The 22824-nt window shown below is 69.2% G+C and carries 17 protein-coding genes; 10 read left to right on the forward strand and 7 right to left on the reverse strand.

The features are described from left to right. Window positions 1-182: 182 nt before the first annotated feature. Complete coding sequence (locus NDI65_RS10410) at window positions 183-1157, forward strand: DMT family transporter (protein WP_089780405.1); 975 nt, start codon at window positions 183-185, stop codon at window positions 1155-1157. A 269-nt stretch (window positions 1158-1426) separates the two neighbouring features. Here NDI65_RS10410 and NDI65_RS10415 read toward each other — a convergent pair whose 3' ends face one another. Genes NDI65_RS10415 through NDI65_RS10425 form a run of 3 tightly spaced genes read right to left on the reverse strand, consistent with a single transcriptional unit; the run spans window position 1427 to window position 3952 of the window. Continuing rightward, on the reverse strand, window positions 1427-1825 hold the full coding sequence (locus tag NDI65_RS10415; protein WP_089780404.1) for a hypothetical protein: 399 nt from the start codon (window positions 1823-1825) through the stop codon (window positions 1427-1429). After that, on the reverse strand, window positions 1822-2187 hold the full coding sequence (locus tag NDI65_RS10420; RefSeq protein ID WP_193310964.1) for a phosphatidate cytidylyltransferase: 366 nt from the start codon (window positions 2185-2187) through the stop codon (window positions 1822-1824). The genes NDI65_RS10415 and NDI65_RS10420 overlap by 4 nt, the downstream gene beginning before the upstream one ends. Before the next feature lie 58 nt (window positions 2188-2245). Further along, window positions 2246-3952 (reverse strand): histidine kinase N-terminal 7TM domain-containing protein, encoded by a 1707-nt coding sequence (locus NDI65_RS10425; RefSeq protein WP_089780402.1) that lies wholly within the window; start codon window positions 3950-3952, stop codon window positions 2246-2248. Between the two features lie 204 nt (window positions 3953-4156). Here NDI65_RS10425 and NDI65_RS10430 point away from each other — a divergent pair, with 204 nt between their 5' ends. The 5 genes from NDI65_RS10430 (at window position 4157) to NDI65_RS10450 (ending at window position 11458) form a co-directional block, all read left to right on the forward strand. Then, window positions 4157-6133 carry a helix-turn-helix domain-containing protein gene (locus tag NDI65_RS10430; protein ID WP_310893636.1) on the forward strand — a complete coding sequence of 659 codons (1977 nt, stop codon included), beginning with the start codon at window positions 4157-4159 and terminating at the stop codon, window positions 6131-6133. 207 nt (window positions 6134-6340) lie between these two features. Then, entirely contained in the window at window positions 6341-6973 is a 633-nt protein-coding gene (locus NDI65_RS10435) for a TasA family protein (RefSeq protein WP_089780398.1), read from the forward strand. A 110-nt stretch (window positions 6974-7083) separates the two neighbouring features. After that, on the forward strand, window positions 7084-8760 hold the full coding sequence (locus NDI65_RS10440; protein WP_310893637.1) for a TasA family protein: 1677 nt from the start codon (window positions 7084-7086) through the stop codon (window positions 8758-8760). Window positions 8761-8763: 3 nt separating this feature from the next. Next, window positions 8764-9570: a signal peptidase I gene (locus NDI65_RS10445; protein ID WP_310893638.1), complete on the forward strand. Its 807-nt coding sequence runs from the start codon at window positions 8764-8766 to the stop codon at window positions 9568-9570. A 7-nt stretch (window positions 9571-9577) separates the two neighbouring features. Further along, window positions 9578-11458, forward strand: coding sequence for a hypothetical protein (locus NDI65_RS10450; RefSeq protein ID WP_310893639.1), 1881 nt, complete (start codon window positions 9578-9580; stop codon window positions 11456-11458). Window positions 11459-11485: 27 nt separating this feature from the next. Here the strand turns inward: NDI65_RS10450 and NDI65_RS10455 are convergent, their stop codons facing one another. Both NDI65_RS10455 and NDI65_RS10460 read right to left on the reverse strand, forming a co-directional pair. Further along, the gene (locus NDI65_RS10455; protein WP_089780391.1) at window positions 11486-11842 is read right to left on the reverse strand and encodes a hypothetical protein; all 357 of its coding nucleotides are present in this window, start codon (window positions 11840-11842) and stop codon (window positions 11486-11488) included. 67 nt (window positions 11843-11909) lie between these two features. Beyond that, window positions 11910-12932: an LLM class flavin-dependent oxidoreductase gene (locus NDI65_RS10460; RefSeq protein WP_089780388.1), complete on the reverse strand. Its 1023-nt coding sequence runs from the start codon at window positions 12930-12932 to the stop codon at window positions 11910-11912. 358 nt (window positions 12933-13290) lie between these two features. Between NDI65_RS10460 and NDI65_RS10465 the strand changes: the two genes are divergently transcribed. Beyond that, window positions 13291-14469, forward strand: coding sequence for a M24 family metallopeptidase (locus NDI65_RS10465; protein ID WP_089780385.1), 1179 nt, complete (start codon window positions 13291-13293; stop codon window positions 14467-14469). 29 nt (window positions 14470-14498) lie between these two features. Continuing rightward, the gene (gene gdhB, locus NDI65_RS10470; protein ID WP_089780383.1) at window positions 14499-15803 is read left to right on the forward strand and encodes a glutamate dehydrogenase GdhB; all 1305 of its coding nucleotides are present in this window, start codon (window positions 14499-14501) and stop codon (window positions 15801-15803) included. Between the two features lie 81 nt (window positions 15804-15884). Here gdhB and NDI65_RS10475 read toward each other — a convergent pair whose 3' ends face one another. Together NDI65_RS10475 and NDI65_RS10480 are read right to left on the reverse strand one after the other, a co-directional pair. Then, window positions 15885-19049, reverse strand: a complete 3165-nt coding sequence (locus tag NDI65_RS10475; RefSeq protein ID WP_089780381.1) for an FAD-binding and (Fe-S)-binding domain-containing protein — start codon at window positions 19047-19049, stop codon at window positions 15885-15887. Window positions 19050-19055: 6 nt separating this feature from the next. Continuing rightward, complete coding sequence (locus NDI65_RS10480) at window positions 19056-20024, reverse strand: D-2-hydroxyacid dehydrogenase (protein ID WP_089780379.1); 969 nt, start codon at window positions 20022-20024, stop codon at window positions 19056-19058. A gap of 129 nt (window positions 20025-20153) precedes the next feature. On the opposite strand from NDI65_RS10480, the gene NDI65_RS10485 reads away from it, so the two are divergent. After that, complete coding sequence (locus NDI65_RS10485; protein ID WP_089780377.1) at window positions 20154-21461, forward strand: amidohydrolase; 1308 nt, start codon at window positions 20154-20156, stop codon at window positions 21459-21461. Beyond that, window positions 21458-22756 (forward strand): threonine ammonia-lyase, encoded by a 1299-nt coding sequence (ilvA, locus tag NDI65_RS10490; RefSeq protein ID WP_310893640.1) that lies wholly within the window; start codon window positions 21458-21460, stop codon window positions 22754-22756. Before NDI65_RS10485 ends, ilvA begins: the two co-directional genes overlap by 4 nt. The last annotated feature ends 68 nt before the right edge of the window (window positions 22757-22824 follow it).

The raw sequence follows: 22824 nt of genomic DNA on the forward strand, positions 1-22824 counted from the left end.
CGCGCTCGATTAAACACCTTTCGCGTCTCGAAATAATTTCATACCATGAATCATACTCGACCGCCGCCGGATTTTCTTGCCATGAATTAATTTCTGAATCAAACTATACGTGGGGGAGTCGTACGACTATCCAAGATGCGTTCACTTCACTCTGCGTTCGGTCTCTCGCTCGGAGGTGCGGCATGGTGACGGCGACGCGCCGGCGGTTCGTCCTGTTCGCCCTGACGGCGTTCTTCTTCGGCGGGACGTTCGTCGCCGCGAAGGCGGGCCTCGACTACCTGCCGCCGCTCCTGTTCGTCGCGCTCCGGTTCGACATCGCGGCGGTGTTGCTCGTGGGCTACGTCGTCGCCACCCGGCCGCGCGCCGAACTGCTCCCGCGGTCGGTCCGCGACGTGGTCGGCATCCTCGCCACCGGCGTGTTCGTCATCGGACTCGCCAACGCTCTCCTGTTCGTCGGACAGGAGCACGTCTCCAGCGGCGTCGGGTCGATTATCTTCAGCCTCAACCCGATTCTGACGCCCGTGTTCGCCATGGCGCTCCTCGCCGACGAACGACTCTCCACCCGCGGCGCGTTCGGGATGCTCATCGGCCTCCTCGGCGTCGGCCTCGTCGTCGGCGTCGACCCCGCGAACCTGCTCGGCGGCGAGGCGCTCTGGAAGGGCGTCGTCTTCCTCGGCGCGGTCAGCGGCGCGCTCGGGACCGTCCTCATCCGCTGGGCCGACACGTCGCTTTCGAGCCCCGTCCGCACGGCGTGGGCGCTCCCCGTCAGCGCGGCGCTCACCCACGGCCTGAGCGTCGCCTCCGGCGAGTCGCTCGCCGCGGCCACGTGGTCGCCGACGGCGCTCCTCGCGCTCGCCTACGTCGGCGTCTTCGCCGGCGCGGTTGCCTATCTCACCTACTTCGGCTTCCTCGACGACGTGGGGCCGATTCGCGGCAACCTCGTCTTCTACGCCGTGCCCATCGTCGCCACGCTCGGGGGGACGGCGCTCCTCGGCGAGTCGATTTCGACGCTCACCGTCGTCGGCTTCGCGACTATCTTCACCGGGTTCGCCGTCCTCGCGACGGAGTCGCTCCTCGCGGAAGTCGCGCGCGCCTACGGGAAAGTCGAGTCCCGCGTGGCCGGTCTCGTCGGGGGCGGCGCTCCGAGCCGCGACTGAGTCGCGGACTGGTCGCGGGCCGGCCGCTCAGCGGAACGCGCGGTGAGAGGGTAGAAATGTAGGGGCGGACCATCGGGCGGCAGTCCGAGGGGGCAGGGTCGGAGTACCGGTGGCACGGGATGGGCCGCCTGCCTGCGATGTTATGTCACCAGTCCGCCGACCAGACAGTATCGAGCGGACACCTGAGAGTTGCCAGCCAGCTAAGTAGTCTTTTTGGCCCGATTCTCAAAAAACAGCTGACGGCGGCGTGGTCATTCCGACTTTTCGCACTATCTATCGGAGAGCGCGACCGCGGCCAGCGCGGAAATCAGACAGAAGTGTCCGACGCCGACGAGGAACAACGTATTCGAGTCGGACGTGTCGACCGCGACGACCGCCGCGAACGCCGCGAGACCGAGGACGAACAGGACGACGCCGAGATACCGGTCGTACCGCGGGTCGTAATCGACTTCGGCCAGACGCAGGAGCGGTCCCGGTTCGGGCGGCTCGTCGCTCCGAGCCTCGCGGACTTTCCCGCGAAGATTCAGGAGTACCATGCCGGTCGCGCTGGTCCATACGACTCCGGCCGCGAGGTCGACCTCCGGGCCGTCGAAGGCGACGATGAGTCCCACGATGAGCGACGCGACGGCAATCGCCCCAGAAACGGTGGTCTCGCTCAGTCTCGTCATTCGAAATCGAGTCTGAGATAGCTCGTTCCGTGCCGGTAGTTGTACGCCTCGACGACGACGCCGACTGCTGAGAGGACGGCGAGGACGCCCCACAGGAGATTCGACAGCGCGCCGCTGGCGTACCCGCCGGCGAACAGGAGCGTCGTGTACACCGCGGAGGCGAGCGGGAAGGCGGGATGCTCGCGGACGGCGTCGACCGCGGTCGAGGCTATGTAGACGAGGGTGAGCAGTCCCATGGCCGCGAGCGCCGGACTGACCGGCTCGTCGGTGAGAGACAATAGCCCGGCGAGCACGACGGCGACGACCGCGAACACGGCCAGTCGCCATCGGCTGACGCCGGCGGGCAGAACGGTGGAGGGCATCGCCTTCCTATCGGCGTGCTGATTTTTTGAATGTTGGGACTGTGCGGTCGTCCCGCTCTCAGGCCCGCCGCAGGCGGACGACGAAGACCGCGCCCCGGGGCTCGTTGTCCTCGACCCACACGTCGCCGCCGTAGCCGCTGACGATGGTGTCTACGAGGTAGAGACCGAGGCCGGTCCCGGGGCTTTCGAGGCCCTTCTCGCCGCGGCCGAACGCCTCCTCTTTGCGCTCGTCGGGCACGCCCGGCCCGTTGTCGGCGATGCGGACGAGCGCCTCGCCGTCTCGAACCTCGACCGACACGTCGATTTCGGTCCGGTCGGCGTCGTTGTGCCGCACCGCGTTCGTGAGGAGGTTTCGGAAGACCGTCCCCAGCATGTCGTCGGCGACGACGGTCACGTCCGGCGGCTCGTCGGGGAGCGAGACCGCCGCGTCGGCGGTTCCGTCGTGGACCGCGCTCGCTTCCGCCCAGAGCGGCCCGGCGAGCGTCGTCGGCCGGGTCGTCTCCTCGTCGTCGAGCATCGTCGCCATGAGGTTCCGGACGTTCACGGTGAGTTCGGTGGCGTGTTCCCCGTTTCTGAGTATCGTGGCGAGGCGTTCGCGCACGACCTCGTCGTCGACCGACTCCTCGATAAGCCGGGCGTTGCCGAGGATGACGGCCATGTCGTTTCGGATGTCGTGGCGGACGATCTGGTTGAGGAGCGTGAGCTTCTCGTTTTGGGAGAGAATGGTCTGTTTTTGGCGGTGCAACTCGGTCACGTCGCGGAGGACGATGACCCAGCCGACGGTCTGGTCGCCTCGTTTGAGCCGCTGGGAGCGGGCGCTGAGGTACACCGCTTCGCCGCCTTCTCGGGTGGTTCTGACGCTGTCGTTGCTCTCGGTCGTCAGGTCGAGGTCCGGCGAGACCGCGGTGACCGGGTCGCCGACGGCCGCGCCGAAGCGCTCTAACAGCGCCGCGCCGCGGGTGTTGACGTGGACGATTCGCTCGTCGGCGTCGAGGACGAACACGCCGTCGGGCGACTCCTCCATCGCGGTGGTGTAGGCGATGGGTGGCAGGTCGAGAAACCGGTAGCGAAAGAGCGCGACGCCGATGGCGGCCGACGTGACCGCGGCCGAGGTCGGCACGAGGTTCACGCCGTCGCTCCCGAACGGCGGGACTCCGAGCGAACTGCAGGCCGTGAAGACGAACGGGGCGACGAGGCCGACGCTCACCAACACCGCCTGCGGGATGTACGGCCGGCCCAACCGAATCGCCTCGGAGAGGATGAGCGCGACGGCCAGCGCGCAGAGCACCGCGTTGTAGAGCAACTGCAACACCACGTGACCGAGACCGACGTCGACCCGCAGGACGACGAGGCCGTTCGTCTCGACGAGGTGCGTCGCCTCGATAGCGAGACCGTCGGGGTTCGCAAAGAGGACCGCCAGAAAGACGGCCGGCACGGTCATGACCGCCGCGACCAGTCCGGGCGTGGTTCGGCTGACTCGGTCGGTGTGGAAGAGCGTAAAGAGGAACGCGAGCGCGCCGAGCGGCGCGACGCCGAAGTAGAGAAACCGGTAGAAAAGCAGCTTCAGTTCCGGATCGGTCTGCAGGAGTTTGAGCGCCGCGAACCCGGTCCAGAGGACGAGTCCGACGTTCACGGCGAAGAACGCGACGAGCTCGGGCGACCGGCCGTGGACCCGCATGTACCGCAGGCTGTACGCTCCGAGCAGGACCGCGGTAACCATTGCAAAGAGGGTCGGAAGCGCCAAGACTGTGTATTGCCAGCCCATCTCTCACCGCGTCCGACCGCTTTTCGCGTCCATCGGTGCGTGTTCTGTGCCCGTTCTGGTACTTAGACGTGTCTGTTCGCGAGAGGTTCTGCCCGTCTTTGTCGGAATAAACCGAACGAACGTTCCCTATTCTCTCGATTACCGCTCGGGTTCCGCACCCGAACAGTTTATCTCAGTAGATGTACCACGGACGACAGAACCGCCGTGACCGAGACGACAGACGAGACGAGCGCGGACCCAGTCACGGTCCTCCTCGTCGACGACAACCGCGACTGGCTGACGCTCGTGGTGCATCGACTCCGCGAGGTGGCCCCCGACTTCGACGTCCGGGAGGCAAACAGTCCCGATGACGCGCTCGACCGCCTCACAGACGACGTCGAGTGCGTCGTCAGCGACTACTACATGCCCGGGCGGACGGGCATCGAACTGCTGTCCGAGGTCCGCGAGGACCGACCCGACATCCCGTTTCTCCTGTTTACGGGTGCCGGAAACGAGGGGCTCGCCAGTAGCGCGCTGTCGGCCGGGGCGGACGACTACATCGTCAAGACGAGCGTCGACGACAGCGCCGCGGCGCTCGCCACGCGCGTTCGGACGGCCGTCGACAAGCACCGAACGGAGCGCGCGCTCGCCGAGAGCGAGGCTCGCTACCGGACGCTCGTCGAGAACGTCCGCGACGCCATCTTCGTCGCCCGCGACGGCGTCGTCGTCCTCGTCAACGAGGCGGCGACGACGCTCACCGGCTACGACCGCGCGGCGCTCACCGCCGGCGACATCGTCGAGACGGTCGTCCACCCCGACGACCGGGCCCGCGTCCGCGACGCGCTCGACCGGGGGGTCCCGCAGTCGCTCGACATTCGTATCCGCAACCGCGGCGGCGAGACGCGCCACTGCATCCTCGATACCGACGACGTCGTCGACGACGGACTCCCCGGCACCATCGGCGTCCTCCGGGACATCACGGCGCAGGTCCACCACCAGCGCCGACTCGAACGCGAGCGCGACACGAAGGAGGCGATTCGGGAGATTCTCGTCCGACAGTCGTCGCGCGTCGAGGTCGCGGAGTCGTTCTGTCGGTACATCGGGAGCGACCCCGACACCGTCGCGGCGTGGGTGGGCGAGCGCACCGCGGGCGGCGGACTCGCCCCGCTCGCCGTCGTCGGCGACGAGTCGTATCTCCGGATGGCGGGCGTTTTCGACGCCGACGCGGCGGTCCGGCGCGGCTCGACCGAACCGAGTCTGACCGCCTTCCGCGAGGGGACGACGGTCGTCCGCGCCGTCGGCGACGAACCCGACACCGACGCCGACGCACCGGCGACCGCTCCCGACGCCGGGTGGACGGCGGCCGCGGCCGCCGGCGGTATCGAAACCGCGGTCGCCGTCGCGCTCCGGCACGGCGGCGTCGACTACGGCGTCCTCGGCGTGTACCGCCGCGGTGCCGACGACGACCGGGAGCGCCGGCGGCTCGAAGAGCTGGCGGAGACGCTCGGCTACGCCCTCAGCACCGCCGAGAGCCGCGAGGCGCTGGTTGCCGACGAGGTCGTCCGCGTCCGCCTCCGCGTCCGCGACGGCGACGCGGGGCTGCTGGCGGTCGGCGATGCGCTCGGCCGGGACGCGGAACTCGTCGTCCACACGGCGTTGCCCCGCGGCGACAGCGAGCGCTACTTCGTGACGGTCCGCGGCGCGTCCGAGGCCGCGGTGACAGACGCGCTGGCGAGTCTCGACGGGGTGACGCCCGGTGCCGTGACCCCCGGCGACGGGGTCGTCCGGGCGCAGTTCGACACGCTCGCGCCCTCGCTGGGGACGGCCATCGCCGACGCGGGCGGCGTTCTCCACCGGGTCGTCGTCGTGGACGGCGAGGCGACGGTCGTCGTCGACCTCTCCCGGCGGCGACCGGCGGGCCCGTTCGTCGAGGCGCTCGCGGCGGCTTTCGACAGCGTCGTGATGACCGCGCGGAGCCACCGCACCGTCGAGTCCGATATCGGCGCGAGCGTGCTGGCCGGCCTCACCGACCGCCAGCGCGAGTCGCTCGAAGTCGCGTACCGAACGGGCTACTTCGAGCGACCGAAGCGCCGCAGCGCCGCCGAAGTGGCCGAGGCCATCGGCGTCTCGCGGTCGACGTTCACCCAACACCTCAGGGCGGCCCAGCGGAAGGTCTTCGCCGAACTGTTCGACGCCGAGTGAGGCGACGCGTCGCCTCACTGGGGCGGCCTTGCCTCTCGTCCCGGCGGGACTGTGCCGAAGGCTATCACGCCGCTCGGTTTTTGCCGGATACCGCATAATGGTGGTATCGGGTTATTGCCGCGTAATCGAGTAGAGATGTCTGAAGGTCACCCCACCCAGAATGTCACGGAAGGGAGTGGGTGTACGGTGGGCCGCACGGAGAACTCAATGGCAGAAAAAGTATTCAAACTCACACGACGCCGCGCCCTCGGAGGCCTCCTCACGATCGGCGCGGGAAGCGCCGCCGCCGGGGTGGGCACGTTCGCCCTGTTCAACGACACCGAATCGAGCACCGAGAACACGCTTCAGGCGGGGACGCTGAGCCTCGCCGACGGGGCCAGTTCCGCGAGCTTCAGCGCCACGGGCCTCGCGCCCGGCGACGAGACCGACACCTTCGAGGTCGACCTCGAAAACGACGGCACGCTCGACGGGAGCCTCGATATCGACCTCACGCTGACCGAAAACGACAGCGACGCCACGGCCGGCGACGACGGCGACGCGGACGCCTCGGTGGCGGACCTCGCGGGCGTCCTCGACGTGACGACGTTCGAAGTCGGGAGCCTCGACGTGCTCGCCGACCGGTTCGGCGGCTCGGCCACGTTGGCCGACGTGGTCGACAACAACAGCGACGCGGCCGACGGCGACGACGACTCCAACGTCCAAGACATCGCCCTCGCGTCCGGCGAGACGAAGACGTTCTCCTTCGCGCTGGAGATGCGGGAGAGCGCCGGAAACGAGTTCCAAGCCGACGGGCTCGACATCCAGTTCGACTTCGAACTGAACCAGCGAGACAGCCAGTAACCACAGTTCGCGTTCGCGGGCGACGGGGACGACGCGACCCGGTCGAACCGACCGCGTCCAGCTCTTTCGTTCCGGCCCTCCGAACGCGCACGACGACTTCACGCCTCTCGATGCCGAAACAGACACCAACGCTGACGCTCACTCGACGCCGATTCCTCGGCGGACTCTTCACGATTAGCGCCGGAAGCGCCGCCGCGGGCGTCGGCACCTACTCGGCGTTTTCCGACACCGAGCGCGCCGACGCGTCGTTCGGCGTCGGCACGCTCGACCTGACGGTCGACGGCGACGACGAGCAACTCACGTTCCTCGAAGAGTCGGGCCTTGCGCCCGGCGACAGCGGCACCGCGTCGGTGACGCTCCGCAACCGCGGGTCGCTCACCGGCTTCCTCGATATCGACGTGCTCAGCGTCACCGACGACGAGAACGGCCAGTCCGAGCCCCCGTCGCAGAACGACCCCCGCGTCGGGGACGGCGAACTCGCGCAGGTGCTCGAAGTCCGCGCGTGGCTCGAAGCCGCCGACGGGTCGAAGACGTACCTCTGCGGGAGTTCGGACTACGCGACCCTCGACTCGATTTTCGTCGCGGACGAGACGTTCGACCTCGACTACGAACTCGCGCCCGGCGAGTCGGTCGACTTCGTCATCGCGTGGCGGCTCCCGTCGAGCGCCGGCAACGAGGTCGCCTCGGACGTCGCGGGCGTCGACCTCCGGTTCGCGCTCGACCAGCGTCCCGACGCCGACGACGGCGCGTCCTGCGAGGTCGACGACGATGACGGAGGCGACGACGGTTCGACGTCCGGCACCGGCGACGCCCGCGACGCGATGGGCGGCTGGGACTGGGCGACGCTCGCCCGCTACGGCGAGCCCTACGACGGCTTCGTGTACGGCAACTCGGAGCCGGAGAACTACGAAGTCGCGGTGCTGAAGCGCTCCGGAAGCTCCGAGACTCGCCTCCACAGGCAGAACAGCGACTGGCAACACGCGTGGTGGTCGGGTCGAACCGAGTCGTTCCGCGTCGATTTCGACGGCAGCAAGGTGACGATGACCGTCGGCGGCACCGAGTACCCGGACAAACACGGGTGGAAGGGACAGGGCGTCGGCGCGAACGACGTGGTCGCGCTCGGCGTCACGGTCTCCGCCTCGGCCGCCGGGTCGTCGGTCGCGGTCTCGGACCTCGAACTCACCGCCGCCGGGCAGACGAGCACTCTCGCCGACGTCTCGGTCGATGCGACCGGCACGAACCACGTCCGAATCGACCGCGAGATAGACGGGTCGTTCTCGCTCACCGGCACGCTCCAGTTCTCGTGGCACCACTACTCGCACGCCGACCCCGACGACCTCGTGATGCGCGTCGACGTCAAGACGGGCGACGCAGTCAGAACGAACGAAGTCGAGACGACCGAGGAAGACGGTGAATCCGAGGACGGAGAAGCCGGTGGAGTCGAGAACGCGGATGTCGAGGACGGAGCCGGAGAGAAAGACCAAGACGTCGAGACCGAATCCGGACGAGGCGACGAAGCCGAATCCGAGCAAGAGGACGGAGACGGTGAAGACGGCCAAGACGGTGACGTCGGGAAAGGCGACGAAACGGCCGACTCCGAGTCCGAAACCGACTCGACCGACTCCGAAACCGAAACCGACTCGACCGACTCCGAAACCGAAACCGACTCGACCGACTCCGAAACCGAAACCGACTCGACCGACTCCGAAACCGAAACCGAATCGGCCGCCCCCGAGAGCGTCAGCGGTGACGACGGGAACGGAGACGACGCCGACGGGGGTGTCTGACCGATGAACTGGTCTCGTCTCGCCGCGGCGGCCCGCGTCCTCGGCGGCGTCGTCCTCCTCGTCGCCGTCGCGCTCGTCGTCGTGCTCGCCGCGCCGCAGGCCTTCGGGGCCGACGCCAGCTACACCGTCCTCTCCGGGAGTATGTCGCCGACGTTCGACGCCGGCGACGTGGTGGTCGTCCGCGACGTGCCGCCCGCGGACATCTCGGAGGGTGATATCATCACCTACCGGGAAGCCGGAAGCGCCATCACCGACGAGCGGACCGACCGCGTGACCCACCGGGTCGTCGCGGTGGACCGAAGCGCCGACGGCCCGGTGTTCCGGACGAAAGGCGACGCCAACGAGGACGTCGACTCGGACCCCGTCGCGGCCGACCGCGTCGTCGGTCGCGTCTGGTTCCACGTGCCGTATCTCGGGCTCGCCGCGCAGTTCGTCCAGTCGGGACTCGGGTTGGTCCTGTTCGTCATCCTCCCCGGCGCGCTCCTCGTCGTGACCGAACTCTACTCGCTGTACACCGACGCGCTCGTCGAGGTCGACTCCGACGAGTCGGACGGGAGCGACGGTTCGCCCGACGCGGGGACCGGGACGGCCGGAACTGACTACGTCAGCGCCTCGGACGGTGGCGTCGCGCTCTACCCGGAGCGGACGGGCGTCCGCCTCTCGGCGCCCCCCGTCGCAGTCGCCGACCCGTCTCCTTCGGCGTCCACCCCCGCGCGCTCCGACTCGGCCGACGGTATGGAGTGGGTGACCGACCCCGTCGACTGCCCTTCCGACGCGCCGACCGACGAAACCTTCGAGGACGGGCGGTGAATCCCTCGTGACCAGCCCGGACGACGCGAACGCACCCGACTGGACCCCCGAGCAGTCGCCCGAACTGATGCTCGCCGACGCGACCCGGTGTCGACGCCTCGTCGACGGCGACGCGGACGACTTCGAGGAGGTCGACTTCGAGCGGCTCGAACGGGGCGACCGCGTCCTCTGTCTTCCCGGCGAGCGTCTGCCCGTCCACGGGGTCGTTCGGGCGGTCCGGCGTTGGGACGCGCATTCGGCGTCGTTCGTCGGCACCGGCACCGGCACCGAAGCCGACGCCACACCCGCGCTTGTCGAACGCGAGCGACCCTCGCCCGACGAGGGCGACGAACTCCGTACCGACTCGCGCCCGGTCGCCGTCGGCGACGAGGTCGAACCCGGCGACCGGCCGACCGAGACGGCGCTGGTGGTCGAGTACCGTCCGTCGCGGGCGGGGCTGTTCCCGATTCCGCTGTCGCTCGCCTCGCTCCTGTCGGCGAAGCTCCTCGGCACGCTCTCGCCGCGGATCTCGCAGGTCGCCGGTCGGTTGGTCATCGTCTTCGTGGTCGTCGGCATCGTGCTGGTCGGCACCGGCTTGGCCGCTCCCGGAAGCGTCGACCGCTTCCTCGACGACAGCGGAATCAACGACGCGATTTCGGACCTCCGGGGCGGCGACGACCCCGGGCCGTCGCCGCCGGACGTCACCGTGACGCCGCCCTCGCCGACGTCGGATACGCCGCCAAACGAGGACGACGAGGACGAAGACACACCGACGCCCGCGTCGACGCCGACCGCGACCACGACATCGAACCCGACCCCGTCGTCGCCCACGCCGACGCCCGCGCCGACGAGCAGTCCCGAGCCGACCACCACGGCGCGCTCGGGCACTGACGGTGGCGTTGGGGGCGGTGGTGGAGGCGGAGGAGGTGGCCGTGGTGGAGGCGGAGGAGGTGGCCGTGGTGGAGGCGGTGGCGGCAGTCAAACGACGACCACGGCCGCATCGTCGGCGTCGCCCGACCCGACGCTTTCGGTCGGGGCCGCCGACCCGCCGACGGTCCGAAGCGCCGACGGGACGGTCGGGACGCTCAGCGGCCCGGTGACCGGGACGCTCTCGTGGACCGGCGCGGTCGACAGCGTCGTGCTCGTGGTGAACGCGTGGGTCCCCGACGAGGGCTGGCAGGAGGAGCGTCGCGTCACTGTCCGGGAGTCGAGCCCCGTGGATATTGCCGCCGCACTCGGCTCCGACGTGACCTACGCCGACGGCAACCGAACCGCCGGCTTCGCGGCTTCCGACGACGGCGAGACCGCCGTCACGACGGGCTACGTCTCCGTGACCGCGGTGTTGTTCCGCGGCTCGACCGAAGTCGCCCGAACCGAGGAGACCGCGTCGTTCGACGTGACCGTCGAGAACACCGCCGGGAGCGCCCCGGAGGGCGTCGACCTCGAACTCGGCTCCGGCGGGGCGGGCGTCTCGCTTCTCGACACGCAGTCGGTCGCGCCCGGCTCCGCGGGTAACTCGACGGGGACGCTCACCAACCGCGGGCGCGACCCCGGCGTGTTGACGCTGGATTCGATGCCGTTCGAGTCAGCCGAGAACGGCCGCTCCGGCCCCGAACTGTCGGTCGACTCGACCGGCGGAGCCGACGAGGGCGAACTCCACGAGGCGCTCGCCGTCCGGCTCCGCGTCGAGCGGGCGAACGGGACGAGCACCTACGTCCTCGGCGACGAGACGACGTATCTCGACTTCGCCGACGTGTGGAACGAGTCCGTCTCGCTCGGCCGACTCGACGGCGGGGAGTCACTGTCGCTCGTCGTCGAGTGGCAGATTCGGGAGTCAGCCGGAAACGAGATACAGACCGACAGCGTCGACGTGGAGTTCGTCTTCACGCTCGAACAGGCGACCGACTGAGCGCTCTTCGCCCCGATTTTCCGCCGCTCACCCGACGAAGAGCCGGAGGTTGAACGCCGTGGCGAACGCTCCGATGACGGCGAGCGCGACCGGCGGGAGGTAGTACAGCACCTTGTCGCCCACGCGAGCGCCGTAGACGCAGATGCCGAGACAGAGGAGGAAGACGGCGAGCTTCGGGAGGACGAGCCCCCACCGTCCGAGTGCGTCCGTGCTCGCCACGAGGAGGGCGTTCGCCTCGTCGAACCGGCGCTCGTAGTAGAGAATCGTCAGCGTCGTGACGATGTCGCCGACGCCGTAGGTAGCGAGCGCGATGAGCCAGAGCAGCGAGAACTCTCTGGCCTCGAAGGGCGTGTCTTCGAGCCGGAGATGCCGAAGTCGTGACACACTCCTTATTCCGGGGGACTGCAATATGAATTATCCGGGCAGGCAGACTGTCGCGGACGCCGACGCGTCAGACGAGGCCGACGCCCTCGGCGAGCAGTTCGTGCGAGCGGAGTCCGTCTTCGTGGTCGCCGACGACGTGCTGAATCATCATCTCGTCGGCCCCGACGCGCTCCGCGAGCTGGTCCAACAGCCCCGAAATCGTCTCGGGACTGCCGGAAATCGCGCGCGGCCACTCCTTCGCTCCGAGGGTCGCGGGCGTGGGTTCGGGAACCCCGCCGAGTTCGTCTATCGCCTCCTCGACGGTCGGCCTCGTGCCGACCTCGCCGCGGCGCATCCGCTTGTACGTCGCCTCGGCCACCGCGCGGATTCGCGCCGCCTCCTCGTCGGTCTCGGCGCAGACGGCGTTCACCGCGACCATCCCGTGGGGTTCGTCGATGCCGCCGGCCAGCGGCGACGCCCGGAAGCTCTCGCGGTACTCCTCGAAGGAGTGGACGGCGAACTGCGGTCTGATGAACCCCGCGAAGCAGTAGGGCAACCCGAGTTCGCCCGCGATGGTCGCGCTCGACGGACTCGACCCGAGCACCCACGGGACCGGCGGGTCGCCGTCCCCTCGCGGGAGTTCGAGGTCGGCGTAGGGGTGTTCGTCGGGGTAGTCGTCGTAGAGGTGGTTGACGACGGCCTCGACCTTCTCGGCGTGGTCGCCGTCGGGGTCCTCGACGTGCCGGTCCGTCCCGAGCGCCTGGTCCGACGCGGGCGACCCGTTCGCTCGGCCGAGTCCCGCGTCGATTCGACCGGGCGCGAGTCCGTCGAGCGCGCCGAACTGTTCGGCGACCTTGAACGGGCTGTAGTGATTGAGCAGCACCGCGCCGGAACCGAGCCGAATCGAGTCGGTCTCGGCGGCGAGGTGACCGAGCAACACCTCGGGCGTCGTCCCCGCGAGGGTGCTCGCCATGCCGTGGTGCTCGGCGACCCAGAAGCGCGAGTAGCCCAGTCGCTCGGCCTGCGCGGCGGTTTCGACGGTGTTCGCGTACGCGTCGGTCGCGGTCCCGCCCTCTGGAACCGGCGAGAGGTCGACGATAGAGAGGTCCATACCCCCGCCTCCGAGACTGCGAGGAATAACGATTTGGCTCCCAGCAGATGCGTACTGTTCCTGCGGTTTCTAAAACAGGCAGTATTGCTCTGAACTATCTTTACTACAATTTACATTTTTCAAATATTCTAAATAATCTGGGTTATTCAAATTTACAACTGGACACGAAACGCACAATACGAGGGATAGCACTCAGTGCCCGGCGATTCCATCATTATCCTCCACAAACTATGGGCATAGTATTGTCTAAATAGCTCAATATTGTCTCTCTCGAATCTCACCCGTGTACACAGTATCCGTCACCACGGTCCACAAAAAATTTTTACGGGCACTATCCGATGGTTCGATAGAGGTTCCCATGCCAAGAGCCGTATTCGACAGCGCCGAGTACGACAGACGCATCGCCCGGACGAAAGAGCGGATGGCCGAGCGGGGACTGGACGCGCTCTTCGTGAGCGACCCCGCGAACATGAACTACCTCACCGGCTACGACGGCTGGTCCTTTTACGTCCATCAGGGCGTCGTGGTGACGCAGGACCGCGACGAGCCGGTGTGGGTCGGCCGCGACATGGACGCTAACGGCGCGCGCGCGACGACCACGTTGGGCGAGGACAGCATCCGGCCGTACAGCGACGACCACGTGCAGTCGCCGCACGACCTCCACCCGATGGACTTCGTCGCGGCCGTCTTGGAGGACCTCGGCGTCGACGACGCGCGCGTCGGCCTCGAAATGGACGCCTACTACTTCACCGCGAAGTCGTACACGCGCCTGCAGAAGAACCTCCCCGAGGCGAGTTTCGAGGACACGACGCTCCTCGTGAACCGCGTGCGCATCAAGAAGTCCGACGCCGAACTCGACTACATGCGCGAGGCCGCCCGCATCTCCGAGAACGCGATGCGGGCCGGCCTCGACGTCATCGAGGCGGGCGTCCCCGAGTACGAGGCCGCCGAGGCCATCTACTCGGCGCTCATCGAGGGAACCGACGACTACGGCGGCGACTACCCGTCTATCGTCCCGCTGATGCCCTCGGGCGACCACACCGGCACGCCGCACCTCACGTGGACCGACCGCGAGTTCGAGGACGGCGACCCGGTCATCATCGAACTCTCCGGCTGTCGCCACCGCTACCACTCGCCGCTCGCGCGGACGACGTTCGTGGGCGACCCCCCCGAAGAGCTGTCCCGGCGGGCCGACATCGTCGTCGAGGGGATGGAGGCCGCGCTCGACGCGGTCGAACCCGGCGTGACCTGCGAGGCCGTCGAGAGGGCGTGGCGCGACACCATCGCCGAGTACGGCATCGAGAAGAAAGACCGCATCGGCTACTCGATGGGGCTCGGCTACCCGCCGGATTGGGGCGAACACACGGCGAGCCTCCGTCCCGGAGACGAGACCGTCCTCGAAGAGAACATGACGTTCCACACCATCCCCGGCCTCTGGTTCGACGACTTCGGCGTCGAACTCAGCGAGACGTTCGTCGTCACGTCCGACGGGGCGGAGCCGCTGGCCGACTTCCCCCGGCGACTATTCACAACCTAATTATGACTCGGGGTCACAGCCCTAATAGGATGAACGAAGATGGCAAAAATCGACGCGGCGAGGCGGTCGCCGACGGCGGCACGGAGTCCGAATCCGAATCGGCGCTGGCGACGGCGCGCAGACAGCTCGAACGCGCGGCGAGTCACGCCGCCGTCGACGACGGTGTCGTCGCGCGCCTGAAGCACCCGACGCGAGTCCAGCAGGTGTCGGTCCCGCTCCGCCGCGACGACGGCTCCCTCGACGTGTTCACGGGCTTCCGAGCCCAGCACGACGACGTTCGCGGACCGTACAAGGGCGGGCTTCGCTACCACCCGGAAGTGACCGCCGACGAGTGCATCGGGCTCTCGATGTGGATGACGTGGAAGTGCGCCGTGATGGACCTGCCGTTCGGCGGCGGCAAGGGCGGCGTCGCGGTCGACCCGAAGACGCTCTCCGACGAGGAGCGCGAGCGACTCACGCGCCGCTTCGCCGAGGAGATTCGGAACGTCGTCGGGCCGAAGAAAGACGTTCCCGCGCCCGACATGGGAACCGGCCCGCAGGAGATGGCGTGGTTCATGGACGCCTACTCGATGCAGCAGGGCGAGACGACGCCCGGCGTCGTGACGGGTAAGCCGCCGGTCATCGGCGGGTCGTACGGCCGCGAGGAGGCCCCCGGTCGCTCCGTCGCCATCGTCACCCGCGAAGCCATCGACTTCTACGACTGGGACATCGAAGACACCACCGTCGCCGTCCAAGGGTTCGGGTCCGTCGGCGCGAACGCCGCGCGCCTCCTCGACGAGTGGGGCGCGAAGGTGGTCGCCGTCTCCGACGTGGACGGGGCCATCTACGACCCCGCCGGCCTCGACACGCAGGACGTCGAGGGCCACGACGAGCGCCCCGGCATGGTGTCGGGCTACGACGCCCCCGAGTCGCTCACGAACGAGGAACTGCTCGAACTCGACGTTGACGTGCTCATCCCCGCGGCCATCGGGAACGTCATCACGACCGAGAACGTCGACGCCGTCTCGGCGGAGATGGTCGTCGAGGGCGCGAACGGGCCGACGACGTTCGCGGCCGACGCCGTCCTCGAAGAGCGCGGGATTCCGGTCCTCCCCGACATCCTCGCCAACGCCGGCGGCGTGACGGTCTCGTACTTCGAGTGGCTCCAGGACATCAACCGCCGCCAGTGGTCGCTCGAACGCGTCCACGAGGAACTCGAAGCCGAGATGCTCAAGGCGTGGAACGCGGTCCGCGAACACGTCGAAGAACGCGACCTGACGTGGCGCGACGCGGCCTACGTCGTCGCGCTCTCCCGCATCGGCGGCGCGAAGGAGACGCGGGGTCTCTGGCCCTGAGCGGCTGAGCCTCGCGCGACCCCCAATCGACCCGCGACCCGAGGGCCGCGGTGCGGTCCGGTTTCTTTTTCGGCGCGCTCCTCAGTCAGCGACCGCGTCGGCGACCTTCTCTATCGGATGTGGCGGGTCGTCGGCCGCGCCGTCCATGTCTTCGAGTTGCGTCCGACACGACGCGCCGGGGGCGACGACGGTGTCGCCGCGGCTCTCGCCGATTTGGTCCGAGAGGATGCCGCCGATGGCCTTCGACAGCGAGTGGTGTTCGGCCTCGTAGCCGAAGCTCCCGGCCATGCCGCAACAGCCCGAATCGAGCGGGTCCACGTCGTAGCCGGCGCGCCGGAGGACGCCCACCGCGTGGTGGTCCTTTCGCGTCGCCTTCTGGTGGCAGTGGCCGTGGTACGTCAGCGTCTCGTCGTCCGCGCCCGCCGACGTTGCGGCGTCGCAGTCGAGGTCCTCCACGAGGCGCTTCGAATCGAGGTACTCCATGACGCCGTAGGTCTCGGCGGCGACGCGCTCGGCGTCCTCGCTCGAAAGCAGGTCGAGGTAGTCCGACTGGAGCATGACCGCGTCGGACGGCTCGACGAGGACGACGCTCCAGCCGGCTTCGACGCGGGGTGCGAGCGCGTCGACGTTCGTCTCGGCGCGCGCCCGCGAGCGGTCGAGAAAGCCCTTCGAGTGGGCCGGGCGGCCGGTCGCGGTCACGTCGTCGGGAATCGAGACGTGGACGCCGGCGGCTTCGAGGACGCGAACCGCGGCCTTCCCCGCGTCGGGGTGGTTGTAGTTGGTGTAGCTGTCCGGGAACAGAAGCACCTTGTCGGTCGCCTCGGCCTCGGGGACGCGAGCGCCGCCGCGCGCCTCGAACCACTCTTCCAGCGACTCGCTGTGGAACGTCGGGAGCGACCGCTCCTTGGCGACGCCGACGGTCTTCTCCATGACCGTCCGCGCGCCCGGAATCTTCGCCGCCCAGTTCGAAAGCGGGGCGAGCCGCGACCCCAGTTCGTTCAGGCGGTCCACCTCGGCGAACAGGTGGTCCCGGAGGCTCGCGCCCTCGCGCTGGTGGTGGGCGTGTTCGACCTCGGCTTTGAGCTTCGCCATGTCGACCTCGCTCGGGCAGTCGCGGGCGCAGCCCTTACAGCCGACACAGAGGTCCAGCACCTCGCGCATGAACTCGGTGTCCGTCGCGTCGGCGTCGAGGTCGCCGCTCATCGCCTGTCTGAGCATGTTCGCCCGGCCGCGGGTCGACAGTCCTTCCTCTTCCGTGGCGCGGTAGGTCGGACACATCACGCCGCCGGTGGTCGATTGGTCGCCCCGACAGCCGCCGCAACCGTGGCAGAGCTCCGCCATCCCCCGAAAGCCGTTTTCGGTGTCCCAGTGGAGTTCGGGGTCGAAACCGGCGTCGAACTCGTAGTCGGGGGAAAAGCGGAGGTTCTCGGTCATCGACACGTCGCCGCAGACCTGCCCCGGATTCAGGAGCCAGTCGGGGTCGAACGCGGTTTTGAGGTCGCGGAAGGCGTTCCAGAGGCGGTCGCCGTACAGCTTGCGGTTCCATTGGGTCCGCGCGCGGCCGTCGCCGTGTTCGCCCGACACCGACCCGCCGGCCTCGACGACGAACTCCGTCACCTCGTCGGCGATGGTCTCGAACGAGTCGAGGCCGTCGAGCGTCTTCGTGTTGACCAGCGGGCGGACGTGCAGCACGCCCGGGCCCGCGTGGGCGTAGAAACTCGTGTTGGCGTCGTGGTCGTCGATGACCTCGCGGAAGCGCTCGACGTACCCCGGCAGTTCGTCGGCCGGCACGGCGCAGTCCTCGATGAACGAGATGTGCTTCTCGTCGGTCGTCCGCGAGAGCAGGATGGGCGCGGCGGCCTTGCGCATCTCCCAGAGCCCCGCGCGGGCCGCCTCGTCGTGGGCCTCCAGCGCGTCGAACGCGCGGGCGTCGTCGGCGACGCCGACGCCCGAAGACGGCGTCGCCTCCGGCGTCACCGAGGGCGCGCGGGCCGTCAGCAGGTCGGCGACTTTCCGCCGGCCCTCGGCGTCGGAGTCGGCGTAGAACTCGACCAGCAGGGCCGCGCGGGTCCCGTCGGGGAGCGACGCGGCCACGTCGTGGAACTCGGCGGTGTCGAGCGCGAGGTCGATGAGCACGTCGTCGATGAGTTCGACCGCCGCCGGGTCGTGGTCGAGGATGGAGGCCACGTCGGCGGCGGCGTCGAACACGTCCTCGTAGGTGAGGAGCGCGACCGCCTTCGTCTCCGGGAGCGGTTCGAGCGAGACGGTCGCCTCGGTCACGACGGCGAGGGTCCCCTCGCTCCCGGCGAGCAGGCGCGCGAGGTTCACGGTCCCGGACTCGCAGTCCGGGTCGGTACCGGTCCCGTCGGCCAGCGGGCGCTCCCCGCGAGCCTCCTCGACCAGCGCGTCGAGGTTGTAGCCGGAGACGTTGCGCTTGAGGTCCGGGTAGCGGGCGTCGATTTCGTCGCGTTCCTCGTCGAGCACGCGGACGACCTCGGCGTAGATTCGGGGGAGAAGCGGACTCGCCGGGCCGTCGGCCCCCCACGCGTCGCTCTCGGGGTCGGCCTTCTCCCGGAGGTCGTCCACGCGCACCTCGCCGAAGCGGTGGACGCTCCCGTCGGCGAGGACGACCTCGCACTCCTCGACGTAGTAGTCGGTCTTGCCGTACTTCAGGGAGTGCGCGCCGGTGGAGTTGTTGCCGATAGCGCCCCCGAGGACGCTCCGGTCGCCCGCGGCGGGGTCCGGGCCGAACGTGAGACCATGGTCGGCCGCGGAGTTATTGAGGTCCGCGAGCGTGACTCCGGCCTGCGCGGTCGCCGTCGCCGCCTCGGCGTCCACCGACTCGACGCCGTCCATGTGCCGCGAGAGGTCGAGGACGACGGCTTCGTTGACGGCCTGTCCGGCGAGGCTCGTGCCGCCGCCGCGGGGGAGGACGGGAATCTCGCGGTCGGCGCAGTACTCCACGACGGCCGCCACGTCGGCGGTCGAGGCCGGCATGACGACGCCGACGGGGAGCACTTCGTACGCCGAGGCGTCGGTCGCGTACAGCTGTCGGGTGTACTCGTCGAACCGCACGTCTCCGTCGACGAGGCGGTCGAGGTCGGAGACGAGCGCCTCGCGGTCGGTGTCGCCGCCGACGTAGTCGTAGTCGGCGCGCGGGTCGTTACTGGGGTCGACCCGCGAGTCAGCGGGCGGGTCGGCCTGCCGGTCGCCGCGGGGGTCGTCGGGTCGTTCCTGCGTCGCCATCGGGAGTCAGTTCGACTCGGCGGCCAGCACTTGGTTCTCCAACTCCTCGCCCTCGTCGAGTCGCCCGAGGTTTCCGGCGACGATGTCGGCGAGGCGGTCCCAGTGTTTGGGCGTGTGGCCGCCCGTGTGGGGCGTGATGAGGCAGTTTTCCAGCCCCCACAGCGGGTGGTCGGCGGGGAGCGGCTCGGGGTCGGTCACGTCGAGGGCGGCCCCGCGAATCTTGTTCGACCGGAGGGCAGACACGAGCGCGTCGGTGTCGACGATGCCGCCGCGGGCGGCGTTGACGACCACCGCGTCGGTCGGCATCGTGGCGAACTCGGCGACGCCGATGAGTCCGCGGGTCAGGTCGTTCAGCGGGCACGCGACGACGACGTACTCGCTCCGGGAGAGCGCGTCGTGAATCGCGTCGGCCTCGAAGCCGGCGACTTCGTCGGTCGGGCCGCCCTTCGACGGGGTGTAGCGGATGCCGATGGTCTCGACTTCGAAGCCCTGCAAGCGCTGGGCGACGGCCTGCCCGATGGAGCCGAGACCGATAATCGTCACCGTGCTGTCGGTGAACTCGCCGGACTGGAAGTGCCGCCACTCGGCGCTCTGCTTGCGCCGCCAGCCCTCGTGGAGCCGGCGGGCGAACACGAGCATGTTGCCGATGGCCTGCTCGGCGATGCCGGGCGCGTGGATGCCGCCGGCGTTGGTGACGGCGACGCCGTGGTCCGCGAGCGCGTCCATCGGGACGTGGTCGGTCCCGGCGAACGTGCAGGCGAACAGTTCGAGTCGGTCGGCGCGGTCCAGCAGGTCCTCGTCTATCGTGATGCCCGTGACGACGCGGGCGTCGGCGACGAGTTCGCGTTCCTGTTTCGGCGTCCGGGCGAGCGTGACGGTCCGGTCCGGGAGGCGCTCGCGGAGCGCGTCGGCGTACGATTCCATCGAAAGGCCCTCGGTCCCCTCGCGGAGGACGACGATGTCTGTCTCGGTCATGGTGTGAGTCGCGCGCGTCGCGGGCGCGGTTGCTACATCGATTGGGTGACGCTCCCTTAGTCTTTTTGTGTAGCCGGTGTCCACGGATACCGTTTATGCTTAAGTGGGTGGCGAGTGGTACGTGTACGCATGGCTGACGCCGTTCGAGCGCGATTAGCGGAGCTTCGCAGAGACCTCCACCGCCACCCCGAACCCGGCTGGTGCGAGTTCCGGACGACCGCGCGGCTCGTCGAGGAACTGCGCGCCATCGGCGTGGACGAACTCGCCGTCGGCGCGGACGCCTACGACCCCGCAGACCGGATGGCCGTCCCGAGCGACGACCGGCTCGACGAGTGGTACGAGCGGGCGCTCGACAGCGGGACCGACCCGGACCTCCTCGAACCGCTCCGCGGCGGGACGACCGGCTGTGTCGCGGTCCTCGACCGCGGCGAGGGGCCGACGGTCGGCCTCCGGGTCGACATCGACGGGCTGTTCATCGAGGAGTCGGACGACGCGGCCCACGACCCCGCGGCCGAGGGCTTCCGCTCGGAGACGGGCGAGACGATGCACGCCTGCGGCCACGACACCCACATGACGTGGGGGCTGGCGACGCTCGAAGCCGTCAAGAAGAGCGACTTCTCGGGCCGACTCGTCGTGTTCTTCCAGCCCGCGGAGGAGGTTTCGGGCGGCGGCGCGCCCATGGCGAAAAGCGAGTACGCCGCCGGCATCGACTACTTCTTCGCGGTCCACGTCGGCCTCGACCACCCGACGGGCGAGGTCGTCGCCGGCATCGAGAAACCGCTCGCCATGTGCCACATCGACGCGGAAATCGAGGGCACGACGGCCCACGCGGGGAAAGCGCCGGAGGCCGGCGCGAACGCCATCCACGCGCTCGGTACCGCCATCGAGAGCGTCTACGGGATTCCGCGGCACTCCGACGGGATGACCCGCGTCAACGTCGGCCGGGTCGAAGGCGGCACCGCGAGCAACGTCATCGCCGACGAGGTCGAGGCCGTCGCCGAGGCGCGCGGCGAGACGACCGAACTCATGGAGTACGCGAAGTCCGAACTCCGCCGGCGGTTCGAGAAGGCGGCCGAACTGCACGACTGCGAGGCGACCGTGGACGTGGTCAGCGAGAGCCCCCGAGCCGACAGCGACCCCGAACTCGTCGAGGCGGTCGCCGACGCCGCCGAGGATGTACGGGGCGTCGACCGCGTCGTGCCGACCGCCGACTTCGGCGCGAGCGAGGACGCGACGTTCCTCATGGAGCGCGTCCAGCAGGACGGCGGCCTCGCGTGTTACTCCATCGTCGGCACCGACCACCCGACGAGCCACCACACCGCGACGTTCGACGTGGACGAGCGAAGCCTCGAAACCGGCGTCGAAGTGCTCACGCGGTCGATTCTCTCTGTCGCCGGCGTCGAGTCGGCACCGGAAATCGAGGGAGCGAATCGATGAGCGACGGGCGCGTCACCGGCGAGTCGGCCCCGCCGGCGTCCGACGTCGTCACCGCCGACGACGTGGCGGACGCCCACGAGCGACTCGACGGCGTGGTCCACCGGACGCCGCTCGATAGCTCGCGGACCATCGCCGACCGCTGCGGGGCCGAGCGGGTCGACCTCAAACTGGAGAACGTCCAGCGGACGGGGTCGTTCAAGATTCGCGGCGCGTACAACGCGATGGCGCGACTCCCCGAGTCGGTGCGCGAGCGGGGCGTCGTCGCCTCCAGCGCCGGCAACCACGCGCAGGGCGTCGCGCTCGCGGGCGACCTGCTCGGCATCGACACGACCATCGTCGTCCCCGAAATCACCCCGGCGGTGAAAATCGACGCCACCCGCGGCTACGGCGCGGACGTCGTCGTCGAGGGCGACATCTACGAGGAGTCGTACGAACACGCCCTGCGCCTCGCCGACGAGGAGGGGCTGGAGTTCGTCCATCCCTTCGACGACGCGGCCGTCATCGCCGGACAGGGAACCGTCGGGCGGGAAATCGCGGCGGACGCGCCCGACGTGGACACGGTTCTCGTCTCTATCGGCGGCGGCGGCCTCATCTCCGGCATCGCCACCGCGATGAAGGCGCGGAACCCAGACGTGCGCGTCGTCGGCGTCCAACCCGAGGGCGCGGCCCACGCAAAGCCCTCGCTGGAGGCCGACGAGATTCGCATGCTCTCGGAGGTCGATACCGTCGCCGAGGGCATCGCCGACGCGCGGCTGTTAGAGCGGACGTTCGCTGTCGTCCGCGACCGCGTCGACGACGTGGTCTCGGTCGACGACGCGGACCTCGCGGTCGCCGTGACGGTCCTCGCCGAGCGGGCGAAGACGGTCGCCGAACCGGCCGGCGCGGCCCCGGTCGCCGCGCTCCTCTCCGGCGCGGTCGACGTCGAGGGCGAACGCGTCGCGGCCGTCGTCTCCGGCGGCAACGTCGGCCTGTCCGAACACGCCGAACTGACTCGCGTCGGGATGCAGGCGCTCGGGCGCGCCGTCGAAGCCCGTCTCGAACTCGACGGCTGGCCGGCGGCGCTGGGCGACCTCTCGGAGACCGTCGCCGACGCGGGAGCCGAACTCGATAGCGTCGAGCGCGCCGCCCGGACCGCCGCGGACGCGCCGAACCGGGTTCCGGTCGAGGTCCGACTCGCCGGGAGCGGCCCGGACCACCTCGCGGACGCGCTCGACTCGCTGGCCGCTCTCGACGGCGTCGAGGTCGTCTCACACTCGCTGAACAGGCGCGTCGGCGAGTCCACCGAGTCGGCCTGACGAGTCCGGAAAAACGAGGGTGGCCCGTCTCGGGTCCGCGTCTTTTTGTGCTGTTCGTTCGGCGACGC

Origin of the sequence: Haloferax sp. S2CR25, from assembly GCF_031624535.1 — an archaeon.
Lineage (GTDB): Archaea > Halobacteriota > Halobacteria > Halobacteriales > Haloferacaceae > Haloferax > Haloferax massiliensis.